Origin of the sequence: Rhodothalassium salexigens DSM 2132 (genome assembly GCF_004341375.1) — a bacterium.
Classification (GTDB): Bacteria; Pseudomonadota; Alphaproteobacteria; order Sphingomonadales; family Rhodothalassiaceae; genus Rhodothalassium; species Rhodothalassium salexigens.
Map to the genome: position 1 here is coordinate 288,878 of NZ_SLXO01000002.1, position 18,921 is coordinate 307,798.

At 68.9% G+C, this 18,921-nt stretch carries 17 protein-coding genes and 1 pseudogene; 12 read left to right on the plus strand and 6 right to left on the minus strand.

The window, feature by feature from the left end; translation table 11 throughout:
* The first annotated feature begins 66 nt into the window (after window positions 1–66).
* Window positions 67–2,250 carry a penicillin acylase family protein gene (locus EV659_RS03725; RefSeq protein WP_165878703.1) on the plus strand — a complete coding sequence of 728 codons (2,184 nt, stop codon included), beginning with the start codon at window positions 67–69 and terminating at the stop codon, window positions 2,248–2,250.
* A 39-nt stretch (window positions 2,251–2,289) separates the two neighbouring features.
* On the opposite strand, the gene EV659_RS03730 is transcribed toward EV659_RS03725, so the two are convergent.
* A complete protein-coding gene (locus tag EV659_RS03730; protein WP_132707507.1) occupies window positions 2,290–2,982 on the minus strand; it encodes a COQ9 family protein in 693 nt (230 codons plus the stop codon).
* A gap of 335 nt (window positions 2,983–3,317) precedes the next feature.
* Here EV659_RS03730 and rpsU point away from each other — a divergent pair, with 335 nt between their 5' ends.
* Complete coding sequence (rpsU, locus tag EV659_RS03735; protein WP_132707508.1) at window positions 3,318–3,530, plus strand: 30S ribosomal protein S21; 213 nt, start codon at window positions 3,318–3,320, stop codon at window positions 3,528–3,530.
* A 148-nt stretch (window positions 3,531–3,678) separates the two neighbouring features.
* Here rpsU and EV659_RS03740 read toward each other — a convergent pair whose 3' ends face one another.
* The 3 genes from EV659_RS03740 to EV659_RS03750 are packed head-to-tail and all read right to left on the minus strand — an operon-like array spanning window position 3,679 to window position 7,123.
* On the minus strand, window positions 3,679–5,322 hold the full coding sequence (locus EV659_RS03740) for a TRAP transporter large permease (RefSeq protein ID WP_132707509.1): 1,644 nt from the start codon (window positions 5,320–5,322) through the stop codon (window positions 3,679–3,681).
* A complete protein-coding gene (locus EV659_RS03745) occupies window positions 5,322–5,954 on the minus strand; it encodes a TRAP transporter small permease subunit (RefSeq protein ID WP_165878704.1) in 633 nt (210 codons plus the stop codon). The genes EV659_RS03740 and EV659_RS03745 overlap by 1 nt, the downstream gene beginning before the upstream one ends.
* Window positions 5,951–7,123 carry a TRAP transporter substrate-binding protein gene (locus tag EV659_RS03750; protein WP_132707511.1) on the minus strand — a complete coding sequence of 391 codons (1,173 nt, stop codon included), beginning with the start codon at window positions 7,121–7,123 and terminating at the stop codon, window positions 5,951–5,953. Before EV659_RS03750 ends, EV659_RS03745 begins: the two co-directional genes overlap by 4 nt.
* 189 nt (window positions 7,124–7,312) lie before the next feature.
* On the opposite strand from EV659_RS03750, the gene EV659_RS03755 reads away from it, so the two are divergent.
* The 3 genes from EV659_RS03755 (at window position 7,313) to EV659_RS03765 (ending at window position 9,557) form a co-directional block, all read left to right on the plus strand.
* Window positions 7,313–7,711 carry a hypothetical protein gene (locus EV659_RS03755; protein ID WP_132707512.1) on the plus strand — a complete coding sequence of 133 codons (399 nt, stop codon included), beginning with the start codon at window positions 7,313–7,315 and terminating at the stop codon, window positions 7,709–7,711.
* Window positions 7,712–7,718: 7 nt separating this feature from the next.
* Window positions 7,719–9,332, plus strand: a complete 1,614-nt coding sequence (locus EV659_RS03760; protein WP_132707513.1) for a cisplatin damage response ATP-dependent DNA ligase — start codon at window positions 7,719–7,721, stop codon at window positions 9,330–9,332.
* 114 nt (window positions 9,333–9,446) lie between these two features.
* A complete protein-coding gene (locus EV659_RS03765) occupies window positions 9,447–9,557 on the plus strand; it encodes an aa3-type cytochrome c oxidase subunit IV (RefSeq protein ID WP_132707514.1) in 111 nt (36 codons plus the stop codon).
* A 170-nt stretch (window positions 9,558–9,727) separates the two neighbouring features.
* On the opposite strand, the gene EV659_RS03770 is transcribed toward EV659_RS03765, so the two are convergent.
* Entirely contained in the window at window positions 9,728–11,710 is a 1,983-nt protein-coding gene (locus tag EV659_RS03770) for a S9 family peptidase (RefSeq protein WP_132707515.1), read from the minus strand.
* 257 nt (window positions 11,711–11,967) lie between these two features.
* On the opposite strand from EV659_RS03770, the gene EV659_RS03775 reads away from it, so the two are divergent.
* From EV659_RS03775 to EV659_RS03785, 3 genes are all read left to right on the plus strand, one after another.
* On the plus strand, window positions 11,968–12,315 hold the full coding sequence (locus tag EV659_RS03775; RefSeq protein WP_279388328.1) for a DUF3253 domain-containing protein: 348 nt from the start codon (window positions 11,968–11,970) through the stop codon (window positions 12,313–12,315).
* 198 nt (window positions 12,316–12,513) lie between these two features.
* The gene (locus EV659_RS03780; protein ID WP_132707517.1) at window positions 12,514–13,839 is read left to right on the plus strand and encodes a putative bifunctional diguanylate cyclase/phosphodiesterase; all 1,326 of its coding nucleotides are present in this window, start codon (window positions 12,514–12,516) and stop codon (window positions 13,837–13,839) included.
* Window positions 13,836–14,285, plus strand: coding sequence for a BLUF domain-containing protein (locus EV659_RS03785; RefSeq protein ID WP_132707518.1), 450 nt, complete (start codon window positions 13,836–13,838; stop codon window positions 14,283–14,285). The genes EV659_RS03780 and EV659_RS03785 overlap by 4 nt, the downstream gene beginning before the upstream one ends.
* A gap of 62 nt (window positions 14,286–14,347) precedes the next feature.
* Here EV659_RS03785 and thiS read toward each other — a convergent pair whose 3' ends face one another.
* Window positions 14,348–15,343: a sulfur carrier protein ThiS gene (thiS, locus tag EV659_RS03790; RefSeq protein ID WP_132707519.1), complete on the minus strand. Its 996-nt coding sequence runs from the start codon at window positions 15,341–15,343 to the stop codon at window positions 14,348–14,350.
* 204 nt (window positions 15,344–15,547) lie between these two features.
* On the opposite strand from thiS, the pseudogene aroQ reads away from it, so the two are divergent.
* The 4 genes and pseudogenes from aroQ to aat all read left to right on the plus strand — a co-directional run.
* A pseudogene (aroQ, locus tag EV659_RS03795) lies at window positions 15,548–16,006 on the plus strand (type II 3-dehydroquinate dehydratase); the annotation flags it as partial.
* A 71-nt stretch (window positions 16,007–16,077) separates the two neighbouring features.
* Window positions 16,078–16,560, plus strand: coding sequence for an acetyl-CoA carboxylase biotin carboxyl carrier protein (gene accB, locus EV659_RS03800; protein WP_342355433.1), 483 nt, complete (start codon window positions 16,078–16,080; stop codon window positions 16,558–16,560).
* A 4-nt stretch (window positions 16,561–16,564) separates the two neighbouring features.
* Window positions 16,565–17,908, plus strand: a complete 1,344-nt coding sequence (accC, locus tag EV659_RS03805; protein WP_132707522.1) for an acetyl-CoA carboxylase biotin carboxylase subunit — start codon at window positions 16,565–16,567, stop codon at window positions 17,906–17,908.
* A gap of 264 nt (window positions 17,909–18,172) precedes the next feature.
* Entirely contained in the window at window positions 18,173–18,823 is a 651-nt protein-coding gene (aat, locus tag EV659_RS03815) for a leucyl/phenylalanyl-tRNA--protein transferase (protein ID WP_132707524.1), read from the plus strand.
* Window positions 18,824–18,921: the final 98 nt, after the last annotated feature.

Below are 18,921 nucleotides of genomic sequence, written 5' to 3' on the forward strand. Positions count from 1 at the left end.
GCCACGGCGGACACCCGCGTCCGGCGCCGCCGGCGGCGTTTGCCGTGGCGCGGCATCGGTGCGGGCGTGGCCGCGTTGCTGATCGTCACGCTGGCGGGGCTGGCCGTGCACACCCGGGTCAAATGGCCGGCGCCGCCGTCGCTGGCCAGCCTGCGCGACGCGGCGCGGGCCTATGACGTGCGTATCCTGCGCGACCGCTGGGGCGTGCCGCACATTCACGGGCGCACCGACGCCGCCACCGCCTTCGGCCTCGGCTATGCCCATGCCGAAGACGATTGGCCGACCCTTGAACGGGTGGTCCTCATGAGCCGTGGCCATCTGGCGGCCCATGACGGCGCCCAAGCAGCCATGGGCGACTATCTGGTGCACCTGTTCCGCGTGCGCGAGACGGTCGCCGCGCGCTACGAGACCGACCTGTCGGCGGCAACCCGGGCCCTGCTCGACGGCTATGCCGCGGGCCTCAATCTGTGGGCCGGCGAGCACCCCGAGGCGGTGCGGGCGGGCGTCCTGCCGGTAACCGGACAGGACATCGTCGCCGGGTTCGTCTTCCGGGTGCCGTTCTTCTTCGGCTTGGACCGGGAATTGGCCGCCCTGGTCGAGCCCGCCGAACCGGCCGCCGCCAGCCGCGCCGCGCCGCCCCCTGCGACCGCCACCGCCGCCGCGATCCGGCGCACCGGTCTGGCCCTGCGCGCCGGCCTGCCCGAAGCGGCGCTCGGCAGCAACGCCATTGCCGTCGCGCCAGCGCGCGCGCCCGACGGCCACACCCGCCTGCTGGTCAATTCCCACCAGCCCTATGAGGGGCCGGTGGCGTGGTACGAGGTGCGGCTCAAGTCGGACGAGGGCTGGGACGCCATCGGCGCCACCTTCCCCGGCGCGCCGGTGATGCTGCACGGCGCCAACCGCCATCTGGGCTGGGCGCACACGGTCAACAAGCCCGACCTGGTGGACGCGTTCAAGCTGATCGTCGACGACCCCGCCGAGCCCGAACGGTTGCGCTTCGACGGCCGCTGGGTTGCGCTCGACCGGCGCACGGTGACCCTGCGGATCGGCTTGGCGCCCGGGTTCGCCTGGCCGGTGACCCGCGACGTGTTGTGGTCGCCGGCCCATGACGCCCCGGTGATCGAGACGCCCAGCGGCTTCTATGCCATCCGCCACGCCGCCCAAGGCGCCATCGGCCAGGTGGAGCAATGGTTGGCCATGAACAAGGCCCGCGACCTGGACGCCTGGATGGCCGCCATGGCGCGCAACCAGATCCCCAGCTTCAACACCGTCTATGCCGACGGCCAAGGCAATATCGCCTTCGTCTACAATGCCCGGGTGCCGGCGCGGGCCTCGGGCTGGCCGTGGCGCGGCGTGCTGCCGGGCGACCTGTCCACCGTGGCCTGGCGGTCGGTGCGTGGCTTCGACGCCGTGCCGCGGTTGGTCAACCCGGCCGCCGGCTATGTGGTGTCGGCCAATCACAGCCCGCTCGACGTGACCGACGCGCCCGACAATCTGGCCGCCGAAACCCTCGACCCCACCCTGGGCGTCGAACGGGGCATGACCAACCGCGCGCTCCGGGCCCGCGCGCTCTATGGCGGCGCGGCGCCGATCTCGCGTGCGGCGTTCATCGCCAACAAGTTCGACACCCGCTACGCCGCCGGCAGCGCGCCGGTGCGCCTGGTGGTGTCGTTGCTCAACGGCACGCTGCCGGACACCGCCGACAATGCCCGCAAACGCTGGGTGCTCGAACACTGGAACGCCAATGCCGAGGCCGACAACCCAAGCGCCGCCCTGGTGCTGCTGACCGCGCTGAAGGCGCTCGACGACTCGTCGGGCAATGGCCGGGTGGTCCGCGACCCGGTGGCGGCGTTGCACGAGGCGGCCGACGAACTCATGCGCCATCATGGCCGGCTCGATGTGCCCTGGGGCACGGTGATGCGACTCGACCGCGGCCGGGTCGACGAAGCCCTGAGCGGCGGCCCCGACACGCTGCGCGCGCTTTATGGCGGCGACACGCTCGACCCCGACGGCAGGCTGCGCGCCAGCGTCGGCGACAGCTATATCCTGGTGGCCGATTGGGCGGCCGACGGCACCCTGCGGGTCGACACCGTGCACCAGTACGGCGCCGCCGTGCACGACCCGGCGTCCCCCCACTATGACGATCAGGCCCGGCTATTCGCCGCCGAGACGCTCAAACCGATGGCGCTCGACCTGGAGACGGTCGCCGCCCGGGCGACGCGGGACTACCGCCCCGGCGCCGACCGCTGACCACCGACCCAGACGCCGCCCCGACCCTTTGGGCGCCGCTCAAGCGCGGGCGCCGGGATAGCGCAGCCGGCCCAAAAAGCGCGTCAAGCTGGGGCGGTTCTCGTCCAGCGACAGCACCTTGGCCTTGGTTTTCTCGAACTGCATGACGTTTTCGATCCGCCGGGCCAGAAACGCTCGGGTTTCGTCCAGGTCGGGCGTGTCGTCGCCCATCCAGACCAACACGGTGGAGGCGTAGACACCGGACAGGATCGTCCGCTTGGTGTACCAGTTGTAGTCGGTGGAGGTGTCGCCTGCCGCGCGCCACATGGCATCGGCGGCGCGCCAGGTGTAGCGCGACATGCGGCTGGCGTGGACCGGTTGCGACAACAGACCGACCAGCCGCCGCATGGCCTCGCGATGCTTTTGCGCATGCTCCAGGCGGACCAAAACGGCGGTGGTGATCTTCTCGCGCACTTTCATGGTGTCGACGCCGCGGGCGGTCAACGCCTCGGTCATCACCCGGTCGGTCTCGGACAGGCAGAAATCGACCACGTCCCAAAGCCCCTCGGGAAACGCCAGATCGGCCAGCGCCGGATCGAGCCCCAGGTCGCGCGCGCCCCGATAGACGCTGTCCATGGTCCAGCCGTCGAATGCGAAATGCTCCATGGCGGCGGCCAGCAACGCGCCGCGGCGTTCCTCGGGCGTGATGTCGCCGGAATTGTCCCCCGGCCGGGCTTGAGCTGTGGCGGTCATGGGTATCCTTCCGTCTGAACCGGCCGCCGGCGCGGCGGCATGCGTCTGCCTGCGTGATTACGACAAACCCGCCCGCGCGGACCAGTGGCTTTATTTTGCGCCTTAACCGAGTTATAGTCGAGCGTTGAACGGATCGGCACGGATCGCCCCCGACACGTCGGGGCGCGGGTTCTTTTGCCGATCCGACATTTTTGATGACAGGGGCGCGCGCGTTTGTTATGTGCGCCGTCATATTTCTTGGCGGTTGCCGTCGTGCCCGCCACCCGCGTACCGACTGTCGGCCGACAAACCGACCCACGGATCAGGATCAAGCGAGCCCAGGAGATCGCCGCAATATGCAAGTATCTGTTCGCGACAACAACGTCGACCAAGCGCTCCGCGCGCTGAAGAAGAAGCTCCAGCGCGAAGGTGTCTACCGCGAGATGAAGCTGCGCCGCTTCTACGAAAAGCCTTCCGAAAAGAAGGCCCGTGAGCAGGCCGCCGCCGTCCGCCGGGCCCGGAAGCTGGAGCGCAAGCGTGCCGAACGCGATGGCTTGCTGAAGCGCTAAGACCGATCTTGGAGATGTCCTGAGACGCCGGGCAACCAGCCCTGCGCGTCGACGCGGGTATCTCAACAAAAGCCGCCGATGGCACCATCGGCGGCTTTTGTTTTGTGCCGTGCAGCCCGTGAGCGTGACGCGGTGCGCGAAAACTGCCTTAGCGGGCCAGCAGGTCGGGCAGCGCGGTGGCCAGGTCCGGGACCAGCGCCAGCAAGGCCAGCGCCGCCACCTGGATGGCCACGAACGGCACCGCGCCCAGATAGATGTCGCGGGTCGCCACCTGGTCGGGCGCCACGCCGCGCAGGTAGAACAGCGCGAAGCCGAAGGGCGGGGTCAGGAAACTGGTCTGCAGATTGATCGCCATCATCACCCCAAGCCAGACCGGATCGACGCCCATCAAGAACAACACCGGCGCCACGATCGGCACAACAATGAAGGTGATCTCGATAAAGTCGAGAAAGAAGCCCAGGCAAAACATCACCAGCATGACCACGACCACCGCCGCCGCCGGGCCGCCGGGCAGCCCCGACAAGGCCTGTTCGATCAACGCGTCGCCGCCGAAGCCGCGAAACACCAGGCTGAACAGCGCCGCGCCGATCAAGATGGTGTAGATCATCGTCGAGATGCGCACGGTCGAGCGCAGCACCTCGCCCAGGACGCCGGTGCGAAACGTCCGCCACAGCGCAGCCGCGAGCCCGACGACGAACACCGCGGTCAAGACCAGCGCCGCTGAGAACGCCACCAGGCTCAGCGGTCCGGGGTCGGCCAGCCCCTGGCGCAGGTCGACCGCGAATGGCAGCGCCAGCAACACCACCAGCGCGCCGAGCCCCCACCGCACCGCACGCAACGTCCACGCCGCGCGGGGGCCAGTGTCCGTTTCAGTGTCGGCGTCGGTGTCGGTGTCGGCCGCGTCGCTGCCGCTGCGCAACCCGCCCAGCAGGATCGCCCCCACCGCACCGACGGCGGCCGCCTCGGTGGGGGTGGCGACCCCCGCCAGGATCGAGCCCAGCACGGCGACGATCAACACCACCGGCGGCAACAAGGCGCGCAACAGCGGCCCGACCATGGCCATGAAGCGGGCGTCCGCGGCCTCACCCACCACCGGCGGCAGGGCCGGGCTTGACGCCGGACGCAGCACCGCCATGGCCACCTGATAGAGCATGTACAGCGCCACCAGCCCCAACCCCGGCACCAGCGCACCGGCGAACAGGGCGCCGACGCTCAACGGCTCGGGCGACAGCACGTTCAATTCCCGTTGTGCGGACTGATAGGCACCGTTCAACTGGTCGGTCAGCAGGATCAACACGATCGACGGCGGGATGATCTGTCCCAGGGTGCCCGCCGCGGTGATCGACCCGGCGGCCAGGCGCGGGTCATAGCCGCGCTTGAGCATGGTCGGCAGCGACAACAGCCCCATGGTCACCACCGTGGCGCCGACGATGCCGGTGGAGGCGGCCAACAGCGCCCCCACCAGCGTCACCGACAGGCCCAGACCGCCGCGCAGCGAGCCGAACAGGCGGCCCATGCTTTCCAGCAGGTCTTCAGCCACCTTGGACCTTTCCAGCATGGTGCCCATGGCGATGAACATCGGCACGGCCAGCAGCAACTCGTTGCGGACGATGCCGTAGATGCGGTTGGGAAACAGGTCGATGAAGCCGGGCTCCAGGACGCCGCTGGCGAGCCCGATGGCGCCGAAGACCAACGCCGTGCCGGCCAGCGTGAAGGCAACCGGAAAGCCGGTCATCAGCCACGCGAACAGCGCGACCACCAAGAGCATCAGCAACAGGGTCGACAAGGCCATCAGCCCCGCCCCGCCGACGGCGCGTCGCCGGCCGGGCCCAGGGTGCCGAACAGCACCGCCCACGCCTTGATCGCCCCCGACACCGCCTGAAGCGACAAGGTGGCCGCGAACGCCAGCAACATCCCCTTCAGCCAATAGACATAGTCGAGCGCGCCGGACTCGATCGCCCCCTCGCGCTGTGCCCAACTCTCCAGCACATAAGGCGTCGCCGACCACCACAGCAGGAACAAAACCGGCCCCAACAGCGCCAGGATACCGGCCAGATCGATCAGCGCCCGGTGCTGCGCCGGCGCGCCGCGATAGAACAGGTCGACGCGCACATGCTCGTTCATCAACAGCGTATAGCCCGCCGCCCCCAGAACCATCGCGCCGTTGACGTAGAAACGCGCGTCCTGCGCCGCGATCGAGCCGAGCGAAAAGGTGTGCGAGGCCAGCACCAGGGCGAATTGCAGCACCACCAGCACCAACGCCGCCCCGCCCAACAGCCAGCCGATGCCGGCATTGACCCAATCGATGCCGCGGGCAAGGGCCAGAAACTCGGGCGGCAGGGCCAGCGGCCCCGGCGGCCTGCCCGGCTGGTTGCCCGGCTGGTTGCCTGGGCCGCTGGCCGGCGGGCGAACCGGCGCGGTCATGGCAGCAACGCCCGGGCGGCGACGAACGCGCGCTCGGCGATGTCGCCCCATTTGGCGATGTTGGTGCGCGCGTCGAGAAAGCTTCGATAGACGTCGCGCACATTGGCGTCGTCGGAGCGCGCCACGGTCTCAAGCACCGCCGCGCCGGCTTCGGCCATGGCCGCCATCACCGGGTCGGGGAAGCGCACCAGTTGGACCGACGGGTCGGCGACCAGCCGCGCCAGCGCCTCGGCGTTGCGCTGGTTGTATTCGGCGAACATGATGTCGTTCTCGGCCGCTGCGGCGGCTTCGACCGCGACCCGCTCGGCGGTGCGCAGATCCTCCCACAGGTCCAGATTGATGCCCACCGACAGGGTCGAGCCCGGCTCGTGGATGCCCGGCCAATGGTACCATTTGGCGATGCGGTGGAAGCCGAACGACATGTCGTTCCACGGCCCGACCCATTCGGTGGCGTCGATATTGCCCTGGTCGAGCGCCTGATAGAGCTCGCCGCCCGACTTGGTCACCGGCGTGGCGCCCAGCCGGCGCATCAACTCGCCGCCGAGCCCCGGCATGCGGATTTTCAGCCCCCGGAAATCGTCGAGCGACCGGATCGGGCGCTTGAACCAGCCGCCCATCTGCAACCCCGTATTGCCGCAGGGCAGGCCCTTGATGTTGAACGGCCGCGCCACCCGGTCCCACAACTCCTGCCCGCCGCCGAAGCGCAACCAGGCATTCTGTTCGCTGGCGATCAGGCCATAGGGCACGGCGCAGAAGAAATTGAACGCCGGCGAGCGGCCCTGCCAATAATATTCGGCGGCGTGGTACATGTCGGCATTGCCCTGCGCCACGGCGTCGAAGCATTCGAACGCCGGCACCAGTTCGCCGGCGGCATAGAGCTTGACGGTCAGCCGCCCCTCGGTGATCGCGGTGACCCGGTCGGCGAAGCGCTGCGCACCGGTGCCGAGACCGGGGAAATTCTTCGGCCAAGTGGTCACCAGACGCAATTCGCGCGCCGCCCGGCCGGTGATCGCCGGCGCACCGGCGCGCTCGCCGCCCCCCGCCCGGCGTTTGGGGTCGCTGCCGCCGACCAATCCGGCGACCGCGCCGACCCCCACCGTGGTCGCACCGGCGAGCGCGGCGATCTTGAGCGCCGTGCGTTTGCCCGGGTCGTGCGGTGCATCGGCCATGGCAGCGTCCCCTCCCCTCAACGCGATGGCCCCGGCTTGTTGTTGTGAGTGTTGTCGTCTCTGTCCGGGGCGGTGTCCTGGCCGGCAGTATAGAATCGGACCAGACCGACGCAAGACGCCCTGTGGCCAGCGGCCGGTGCGCTGCCTATAGTGCGCCGCATCGCAACCGAGCGTTTCGAGGAGAGCGCGATGGACCTGCCGGTCTATGACAGCTACGCCGCCGCGTCGGCCGCCATCGACAGCTATCTGGCGACCCGGCCGAACTGGGTCGAATACTGGGTCTATTGGACGGTGTTCGCGTTCGCGTCGAGCCTGTGGTTCGTGCCCGGCAACGCACCCGCGCGGCTGTCGCTGATCGTCGGCCTGGTCAGTTGGTTCCTCGGCGTGTTCGTGGTGTTGCTGCTCGGGCTGCCGGCCTGGGGGCTGTCGCGCCTGGTGTTGTGGCTGCCCCTGTTCTTCCACCTGGCGCGCCGGCGGCCGTCGCTGGCGATCGTCAACGGCTACAGCCTGTGGCTGCACGCGCTGATGCTGACGCTTCTGGTCACCCTGGTGCTCGACACGATCCAGCTTTACCGCTGGCTGGGCTGACCGGACCATGCGCGCCTTCGCCGAGTTGCTCGACGGGCTGATCTTCTGCCCCGCGCGCACCGGCAAGCTGCGGTTGATGGCCGACTATTTCCGCACCGCGCCCGACCCCGACCGGGGCTGGGCGCTGGCCGCCCTGGCGGGGGCCGTGTCGTTTCGCCATGCCAAGCCGGCGCTGTTGCGCCAATTGGTCGGCGACCGGGTCGACCCCTACCTGTTCGCGCTCAGCTACGACTATGTGGGCGACCTGGCCGAGACCGTGGCGCTGATCTGGCCCGGCCCCGAAACGCCGGAAGAGACCGACCCGCCGGCGCTCGCCACCGTGGTCGACACGCTCGACCGGACCGCGAAGGCCGATCTGCCGGGGCTGATCGCCGGCTGGCTCGACGGGCTCGACCAGCGCCAGCGCTGGGCGTTGTTGAAGCTGATCACCGGCGGCCTGCGGGTCGGCGTCTCGGCGCGGCTGGCCAAGACCGCGCTGGCCCAGGCGTTCGCGCTCGACCTGGGCCAGGTCGAGGAGGTCTGGCACGGCCTGGCGCCGCCCTATGAGCCGCTGTTCGCCTGGGCCGAGGGCCGGCGCCCGCGCCCCGACGCCGCCGGCCAGCCGGTGTTCCGCCCGTTCATGCTCGCCCATCCCTTGGACGACGAGACGCTCGACCCCGCCGACTATCTGGTCGAATGGAAGTGGGACGGCATCCGGGTGCAACTGGTGGCCATGGCCGGCCAGGTGCGGCTTTATTCGCGCACCGGCGACGACATCTCGGCGGCCTTCCCCGACGTGGTCGCCGACGTGCCCGGCGACTGGGGCGTGCTCGACGGCGAATTGCTGACCGCCCACCCGGGCCAGGGCACGGTGGCGCCGTTCAACCATCTGCAACAACGGCTCAACCGCAAACGGGTGACCAAGACCCTGCTGCGCGACCATCCAGCCTTCGTGCGCGCCTATGACCTGTTGTTCGAGGGCGAGACCGACCGCCGCGCCGAGCCCATCGAGGCACGCCGCGCGGCCCTGGCCCGCAGCCTCGCCGCCCTGCCCGCCGGCCGCTTCGACCTGTCGGAAACGCTCGATGCGCACCCGAAGGACCAGAATGGCGACGACGACGAGAGCGACGCTTGGGCCGCCCTGGCCCGGTTGGCCGCCGGCGCACGGGCGGCAGGCTATGAGGGCTTGATGCTCAAGCGGCGCGGCAGCCCCTATGTGGCCGGGCGTCGCAAGGGCTTGTGGTTCAAGTGGAAGCGCGACCCGTTGAGCGCCGACCTGGTGGTCATGTACGCCCAGCGCGGCCACGGCAAGCGCTCGTCCTACTATTCCGACTTCACCTTCGGCGCCTGGGCCGCCGACGGCCGGCTGCTGCCGGTGGCCAAGGCCTATTTCGGCTTCACCGACGCGGAACTGCGCCAGTTGGACCGGTTCGTGCGCGACCACACGGTCGAACGCTTCGGCCCGGTGCGCGAGGTGGCCAAGACCCTGGTGGTGGAGGTGGCGTTCGACAGCCTGCACCCGTCGCCGCGCCACAAATCGGGGCTGGCCATGCGCTTCCCGCGGGTCAAGCGCATCCGCTGGGACAAGCCGGCGGCCGAGGCCGACAGCCTCGACGCCCTCGCCACCCTGATCGAGCGTTGAGCACGCCGCGGGCCGGCGGGCCGGCTTGGGACGGGCGCCGCACATTGCAAGCGGGCCCGGCGCTGCGTATATCCAGACCATACTTGCCGGCAACAGCAATTATGGGAGAGGGCTATGCGAATCGACGAGCAGGAACAGACCTATCAGCGGTTCACCCAGGGCACCAAGTGGGCGATGGTCGGCGCCGTCCTGGTGTTGGTCGCCCTGGCGGCGTTCCTGGTCTGAGCCCGGCGACCGTCCCGACCCAGCCCCCCGCCCGAGAGCCCGCCAGCGTCCAGTGAGCGGGGGGCCGGTCCATGGGCCCGGTCAATGGGCCCCCGGGGCGATGGCGAGCGGGATACGGCGAGCGGGCGATGGCGGCCGGCGGGTTGGCGCCCGGCCGGCCGCCCCTGCGGTTACTGGGTCAGGCCCAGATGGCGTTCGAGGAACGCGGCGATGCGGCGATAGGCGTGGACGCGGTTGTCCAGCTTGCGGATGCCGTGGCCCTCGTCGGCGAAGCGCAGATAGACCACCTCATGGCCCTGGTCGCGCACCGCCTGGACCAGCCGGTCGGACTCGCTCACCGGGTCGCGCGGGTCGTTGGCGCCGTGGATGACCATCAGCGGCGCGGCGATCCGGTCGGCCTTGTTGATCGGCGAGATCGAGCGGAAGAACGCCCGGTCGTCGGGGTCCTCGATATCGCCATACTCGACCCGGTCCGAGGCTTTGAGTGCCGGCGACGCGCCTTCGAGCGCGCGCACCCAGTCCGACACGCCGACGAACGACACGCCGGCGGCGAAGGTGTCGGGCAAGGCGCCGAGCGCGGCATTGGTCAGATAGCCGCCATAAGAGCCGCCCATGATCGCGATCCGGTCGCCGTCGAGCCCCGGCATGGCCCCGAGCCAGGCGGCGGCGTCTTCCAGGTCGCCCATCTCGTCGGGGCGCTGGCGCCGGTCGTTGAGCCGCGCGAAGCGCTTCCCGAAGCCGGTCGAGCCGCGATAGTTGAAATCGAACACCGCGATGCCCCGGTGCACCAGATACTGGATCACCGGGTCGAAGGTGGGCCGCGCCTGGGCGCTCGGCCCGCCATGGACCATCAACACCACCGGCGCCGGGCCGCCGCTGTCGCCGTCCACCGGGCGATAGAGTAGCCCGTGCAACTGCACGCCGTCGCGCGCCGCGAAGCGGTGGCTGGTGGGCGCAACCGCATGGGCGGCCAGGTCAAGCCCGGCATCGGTGGCGTGGGTGGCGCGGGTCAGCCGGCGCTCGGCGGCGTCGAAGGTCCAGATGTCGCCCGGCAGGCCGGGGGCGGTCAGCGACAGCGCCATCACCGGCGCGTCCGACGCCCAGACGATGGCGCGCACCACACCCGCCGGCAGCGCCTCGGGCGCGATGTCCTGCCCGGTCTGCAGGTCCCGCACATAAAGCCGGCTGAAGCCGTCGCGGTTGACCGTCCAGGCCAGATAGCGCCCGTCGGCCGACAGGCTCACCTGGCCCACATCGCCCGCCGGGGTCTCGATCAGGCGCAGCGCGCCGGCCTCAAGGTCGTAATAGGCCAGCGCCATCAGGTCGCGGTCCTGGTTGGTGGCCAGGTAAAAGCCGGCGCCGTCGGGGGTCCAGGCAAAGCCCGAATAGGCCGCCGCGTCGCCGGGCTTGAACAGCGTCCGGCGCGCGCCCGTGGTCACGTCCACCAGATAGACATTGTTGGCGGTCTCGCCGCGCGCCTCGCTGACCACCACCAGGTCGCCGCCGGGCTGCCAGGTCTCGGCATAGAAGCCGTAGCGGCCCTGCAACACCTCGCGGCTGTCGCCGCTGGCCAGGTCGAGCACGTGCACGTCGAAATCGACGCCGTTGCGCTCGGTGGTCGAATAGACGATGCGCCGGCCGTCGCTGGAAAAATCGCCGAAACGCACGAAGGCGTCGGAATAGGGCCGCACCACCTGTTCGGCGGTGCCGTCGGCGGCGATGCGGCGATAGCCCTCGCGCTCGTCGCCGTCGCGGTCGGCGCCATAGATCAGCCCGGCCCCTTGCGGGCCCCAGGCGTGGAAGGTGACGCCGCGCCCGAAGGTGAGCTGGCGCGGCCAGCCGCCGTCCACCGGCACGGTCCACAACTGCGGCTCGCCGGTGGTGGCGATGCGGAAGGCGAGCGTGCGCCCATCGGGCGACAGCGCCGGCGCGCCGGCGCGCCGGACCATCAGATAGCGTACGATGTCGGGGCGCGCGCTGCCGGCCAGGTCGGGGCTGACCGGGCCGGGGCGCGGGATATCGGCGTCATGGGGCCAGGGGGCGGGGCCCGCTGGCGACGCCGCCTCCGGCGCTTGGGCAGATAGCGGCGGAACCAAGACAATAGCAGACAACAAGCCGGCGGCCAAAGCCGCGGCAACACGAGGCAACACCATAGCCTTCTCCCTTGAAACAGGACCGCAATCAGAGCATAGCCGGCCACAGGGCGCAACGCACCGCAGGGCGGCCCGGCTCGGCGCAAAAAAAAGCCGCCGACGGTGTAGGACCGTCGGCGGCAGGCACGGAGAGGCCGAGCCCTCAGGAAAAAAGACAACCCCGGCACTTAAGCGGATAATTCCGACGAAATCAATCCTGTTTTCGCCGGCCCCGCGAAAACCGTGACAGGACGCCGAATGCGAGGGAGCCAGTTGCAGTGATTGATACGCCGACAGAACGAGACCGGATCGACACGATGTTGGTTCGGTTGGTCAACGAACGCGGGCCGACCAGGTCGATCTGCCCGTCGGAAGCGGCCAAGGCGCTCGGCGGTGACGACTGGCGCCCCTGGCTCAAGCCGGTGCGGGCGCGCGCGCAGGTGCTGGCGGCGGCGGGACGCCTGCGCATCCTGCGCAAGGGCAAGGCGGTCGCCGACCCGGCCTCGGTCAAAGGCGTGATCCGCCTGTCGGCCCCGGAAGAGGGGGCAGTCGAGAGACCGGCAGCCGACGCGACGGCGCCGGACCATTCGACGACCCACCGGGGCGGCGCCGGCGACGCGGGCTGAGTTGGAGACCCGCCGAGCGGCGGGGGCGCTGCCAACCCGCGGACCCGACCAGCCGGGGACGCCGACCCCGACCTATGCGTGTCTTTCGGGTCGACGTCGCAGACGTTTGCGATTGGTTAGGACTGCCCAACTACCATCATATCTGTCACCGCCCGGACACCGGGTTCCGGCCTCACGCTCTGTCCTGAAAGCAGCTTGATGGATCGATTGACCGGCACGCTCACCAGGATGGGCTTCGTTTCACAACTGGACAGTGCGGCCGAAATCTACGGTCTCGACACCCTGTTGCTGGTGAACCTGCAGGTCAGCCGCTTCGGCTGGCTGAACAACGGCCTCGGCGTATCGCTGGGTGACAAGGTCCTGCATCGGGTCGCCCGGCGCCTGCAAAAGACCTTTCCCGGCGCCCTGAGTCTGGGACGCCTGCATGGCGACCACTTCGCCTTGTTGTTCGGACCGGACATCGACAGGGACGAGGTGGTGGAACGGCTGTTGGACTTTTCCCAGCGGCCCATCGCCCTCGAACACGAGGTCATCGTCTTGAGCATCCGCATCGGCGTCGCCGACCGGGAAGCCCGAGCCGACAGCGCACAGACCCTGCTCCATTCGGCCGAGGTTGCGCTGCATCGCGCCAAAGCCACGGCGGCCAAGGTGGTCCATTTCGACGCCTCGATGGTCCGGGAAGCAACCGATATCTTTCGCCTGGAAAACGACCTGCGGGTCGCGTTGGTCAAAAACAAGAACGAACTGCACCGGGCCCTGCACAACGAGGAATTCTTTCTGTGTTTCCAGCCCATCGTCGACATCGCGCGTCGCCGCGTCCATGCCTTTGAGGCGCTGATCCGCTGGCGCCACCCCCGGCGTGGCCTGATCCCCCCGGCGACCTTCGTCCCGGTTGCCGAACAGATCGGGCTTATGGATGTGCTCGGGGCGTGGGTGTTTCGCATGGCTTGCCAAGCCGCCGCGCGCTGGCCGGCCGACCCGACCGGCGACAAGCCGGCGGTCAGCATCAATGTCTCGCCGACGCAATTCGCCGAGCCGCGCCTGATCATGGCGATGATCCAGTCTAGTCTGGCGGAAACCGGGCTTGAGCCCGAACGCTTGGAGGTCGAACTGACCGAAAACGCCCTGGCGAGCGACGACCTGCGCCAGCCGCTGCAATCGATCCAGGATTTGGGCTGCGCGGTTTCCCTCGACGATTTCGGCACCGGCTATTCGTCGATCACCAAGCTGCAGGCGATGCCGCTCGATTATGTCAAGATCGACCGGTCGTTCGTCAACGATCTGTGCGCGCCCTGCCCCGAAGCCCGGCGCAAGGCGCGCGAATTGACCCAAGCGGTCATCGCCCTGGGCCAGGTTCTGTCGCTGGTGCCGATCGTCGAGGGAACCGAGACCCAAGACCAGGTCGACGTGGTCTCGTCGTTCGGCGCGACCCTGTTTCAAGGCTATCACTTCGCCCGGCCGCTGCCCGAATCAGAGCTGGACGACTACCTCACCAACTTTTCCCGGTGTGAGGTGTCGGAATGACCTGGTTGAGCCAGATTGCCTATATCAGCAAAAGCAACCTGACCGCCCCCCCGAACCAGGTTAAGGACAATGTGACGTCTATTCTGCGCACTGCTCAGAGCAATAATGCAACGATCGGCGTTACGGGCGCGCTTTTATATTCAGGCGGTTACTTTTGCCAGGTCCTTGAGGGGGAAACCGACAACCTGGAGGAATTGTTCGAAACGATCCAAATGGACAGCCGACACAAAGAAATAACTGTTCTTTATTTCGACCAAATCGACGAGCGGGGCTTTTCCGACTGGTCGATGGCCTTCGCCGGCATCGAAGAGGCAATGCGCTTCGATATCCAGGGCATCAAGGACTCGACCGACCAGGTGGCGATGCGCGACGCCGGCCGAGACCTGTTGACCACCCTGCATCACCTCATCCAGCAACACCAAGGGCTGGACCGCTCGACCTTGTGAGCGCCGGTGCGCGAGCGCGCAACCGCGGCGCGCCGCACCCGGGCGACGCGCCGGGCCGCGCCTCAGATCAAGCCGCCAAGCGGCGAACTGGGGTCGGCGTAGCGCTTGGTCTTCATGCGCCCGGCCAGATAGGCGTCGCGGCCGGCCTCGACCGCCAGTTTCATGGCCCGGGCCATGCGCACCGGGTCGCGCGCCTCGGCGATGGCGGTGTTCATCAACACGCCGTCGCAACCCAGTTCCATCGCCACGGCCGCGTCCGACGCGGTGCCGACGCCGGCGTCGACCAACACCGGCACCCGCGACTGTTCGACGATCAGGCGAATATTGACCTTGTTCTGCAGGCCGAGCCCCGAGCCGATCGGCGCGCCCAGGGGCATGATCGCCGCACAGCCCATGTCTTCGAGTTCCTTGCACAGGATCGGGTCGTCGCTGGTGTAGACCATCACCTGAAAGCCCTCGTCGAGCAGCGTGCGCGCCGCCTTCAGGGTCTCGCGCATGTCCGGATAGAGGGTCTTCTTGTCGCCCAGCACTTCAAGCTTGACCAGATCCCACCCGCCGGCCTCGCGCGCCAGGCGCAGCGTGCGCAGCGCGTCGTCGGCGGTGAAGCAACCGGCGGTGTTGGGCAGATAGGTCACCGCCTTGGGGTCCACATAGTCCATCAGCATGGGCTGGTCGGGGTCGGAGATATTGACCCGGCGCACCGCCACGGTGACGATTTCGGCGCCCGAGGCGGCGATGGCGTCGCGGGTCTGTTCGAAGCTCGCATACTTGCCGGTGCCGACGATCAGCCGCGACGTGAAGCGCCGGCCGGCGACGGTGAACCCGTCGTCCTCGGGCGCGGCCCCGGCATGGCCCTCACCGCCGCCGATGAAGTGGACCACCTCGACCTGGTCGCCCTCGCCCACCAGGGTGTCGCCATAGGCCGATTTGGGGACGATCTCGCGGTTGCGCTCGAACGCCACCTTGGCCGGGTCGAGCCCCAAGGTGTCGAGCAGCCGGTCGACGGTCATCGGCGCCTCGAAGCGGCGCGGTTCCCCATTCACTGTCACAGAAATCATACGAACATCCCATATAAGCGGCGGCGGGCCGGCCCGGCGCCCGGCCAAAGCGCGGCACCCGGTCCCGGCGACGTCGGAGACCATGGGGCAGATTTATGCCCCCGATCGGTGCGGCGCAAGGCGGTGCGGCCTTGCCACGCCCCGACCTTGGGTGTAGGGGTGCGGGCAACCTGCCCATTAACCGGCTCACCCCGGGCATTGCTCATGTCGCCCCCTCAGCCAACCGCCACATCGCCGCGCTTTTTCGTGCTCAATGGTCCAAATTTGAACCTTCTGGGCACCCGCGAGCCGTCGGTCTACGGTCATGACGATCTGGCCGCCCTCGACGCGCGCTGCCATGCCTGCGCCGAGCGTCTGGGCATGACGGTCGAGTGCCGACAGAGCAATCACGAAGGGGTGCTGGTGGATTGGATCCACGAAGCCGGCCGCCGGGCCGCGGGCCTGGTGCTCAACGCGGCGGCCTATACCCATACCTCGGTGGCGCTGCGCGACGCCCTGGCGGCGGTTGACCTGCCGGCCATCGAGGTGCATCTGAGCAACATTCACGCGCGGGAGCCGTTCCGCCACCGGTCCATGATCGCCCCTTGCACGATCGGCACCATCGCCGGTTTCGGCCCGCTCGGCTACGAGTTGGCCCTGACCGCGCTCGTCGAGCGTTTGCAGGCGACCGCTGGCGCGCCGCCGGCCGGTGCCCCATCGCCGCGCAGCCCCTCCCACCCCAACCCGTCGGACGGATGATGACGAAACTGGACGAAACCAAAGGCTTTATTCGGGACCTGGCGGACATGTTGACCCAGTCCGATCTGTCCGAGATCGAAGTGGAGGGCGCGGACATCCGGATCCGCGTCAGCCGCACCGTTCACGCGCAGGTGAGCGTGCCCGCCCCGGCACCGGCCGTGGCCGCCGCGCCGGCCCCCGCCGCGGCGGCCCAGCCCGCCGCCGCCGAGGCCCCGGCACCGGCGCCGGTCAATCTGGCCGACCATCCCGGTGCGGTGACCGCGCCCATGGTCGGCACCGCCTATGCCTCGCCCGACCCCGGCTCGTCGCCGTTCATCCGCGTCGGCGACCAGGTGTCGGCCGGCGACCCGCTACTGATCGTCGAGGCGATGAAGGTGATGAACGAAATCAAGGCGCCCAAGGACGGCCGCGTCGCCCAGATCCTGTTCGAAAACGCCCAGCCGGTGGAGTTCGGCGAAGTTCTGGTGATCCTTGAGTAGGCCGATGTTCAAAAAGGTCCTGATAGCCAATCGCGGCGAGATCGCTGTTCGCATCCACCGCGCCTGCCACGAGATGGGCATCGCCACGGTCGCCGTGCACTCGACCGCCGACGCCGGCGCCATGCATGTGCGCCTGGCCGACGAATCGCTCTGCATCGGCCCGAACGCCTCGGCCGACAGCTATCTCAACATCCCCAACATCATCGCCGCCGCCGAAGTGACCGGCGCCGACGCGATCCACCCGGGCTACGGCTTCCTGAGCGAGAACGCCCGCTTCGCCGAGATCGTGCGCGACCACGGCCTGACCTTCATCGGCCCGCAGCCCGACCAGATCCGGCGCATGGGCGACAAGATCGAGGCCAAGGAAACCGCCAAGTCGCTGGGCATCCCGGTGGTGCCGGGCTCGCCGGGCGGCGTCTCGGACCCCGAGACCGTGCGCCGCGTCGCCAAGGAAGTGGGCTTCCCGCTGATCGTCAAGGCCGCGGCCGGCGGCGGCGGGCGCGGCATGAAGGTGGTGCACGCGGCCGAAGACCTGGACCGCGCGGTCGCCGCCTGCAAGACCGAAGCCAAGGCGGCGTTCGGCGACGACGCGGTCTATCTGGAACGCTATCTGGAGCGCCCGCGCCATATCGAATTCCAGATCCTCGGCGACCGGCACGGCAATGTGGTGCACCTGGGCGAGCGCGACTGTTCGCTGCAACGCCGCCACCAAAAGGTGCTCGAAGAGGCGCCGTCGCCGGTGATCACGCCCGAACAGCGCGCCGAAATGGGCGAGCGGGTCGCCGCGGCCATGCGTAAGTTCGGCTATGAAGGTGCCGGCACCATCGAGTTCTTGTACGAGGACGGCGAGTTCTTCTTCATCGAGATGAACACCCGGCTTCAGGTGGAACATCCGGTGACCGAGATGATCACCGACATCGACCTGGTACGCGAACAGATCCGCGTCGCCGCCGGCCTGCCGCTGTCGTTCACCCAGGACGATATCGTGTTCCGCGGCCATGCCATCGAGTGCCGGATCAATGCCGAGGACCCGGTGACCTTCGCGCCGTCGCCGGGGCTGGTAACCGAATACCATCCGCCCGGCGGGCTCGACGTGCGCATGGACAGCGCGCTGTTCGCCGGCTATCGGATCCCGCCCTATTATGACAGCCTGATCGCCAAGCTGATCGTCCGCGGCCAGACCCGCGACGAATGCCTCAGCCGGCTGCGTCGCGCCCTGGAAGAGATGGTCATCGACGGCATCAAGACCACGAAACCGTTGCACATTGACCTGTGCCAGGACGCGGATTTCCGCGCCGGGAAATATACGATACACTGGCTGCAGAATTATCTGGAGCGCCAGAACTGAGGTGGCACCGCGACCGCACGGCCCCGGCCTCATCGGAGCGCGCCTTGGGGCTGGTCCGCAGCGCGCCTTGCGCCCGCTCTGGGGCCGGCGCCGGGCGGTCCTGACCGACCGGAAAACAGCCGGCCTGGCTTGGGCCTGGGACCGGGCCCGGGATAACCGGGTCCGGAAAACCTGGGTCCGGGGAGACGGGGGCCGGAAAACCTGGGGCCGGGGAGACGGGGCTCGGGAATCGGCCAGGAGACAGCCGGCGGTGAGCCGAAAGCGATGAGCGACATCACGCCAGACCTGATCCTACGGGCCTATGCGTGCGGTCTGTTCCCCATGGCGGACGACCGCAACAGCCCGGATCTGTTCTGGGTCGATCCCGAAACCCGCGGCATTCTCCCGCTCGAGCGCTTTCACCTGCCACGCTCGCTCAAAAAGACGATCCGGCAGAATAGCTTCCGGGTGACCGTCAACACCGCCTTCGAGGCGGTGATCGAGGGCTGTGCGGAATCCCGCCCGGGCCGCGAAAACACCTGGATCAACGATCCGATCGAACGGATCTATACCGAATTGCACCGGCTCGGCGCCGCCCATTCGGTGGAATGCTGGCACGGCGACACGCTCGCCGGCGGGCTTTACGGCGTCGACCTGGCGGGCGCCTTCTTCGGCGAGAGCATGTTCCACCGGGTCACCGACGCCTCCAAGGTGGCGCTGGCCCACCTGGTCGGTCGGCTCAAGGCGGGCGGCTATCAATTACTCGACTGCCAGTTCATCACCGGCCACCTGGCCCGCTTCGGCGCCCAGGAGGTGCCCAAGCCGCTCTATCACGAATTGCTCAAGCGCGCGCTCAAGGTGCGCGGCAACTTCTTCTCCCTGCCCTCGCCCTGCCCCGGCGAGGCGACGCTCGCCGCGCTCGCCGGCCGGCGCTGACCGCCGCCCCAGGGCGCGCCGCCGCGGCGGATGCGTCGCCGACCGGGGGGCGGCACAAAAAACCCCCGCCGACCGGGCGGCCAGCGGGGGTCATAATC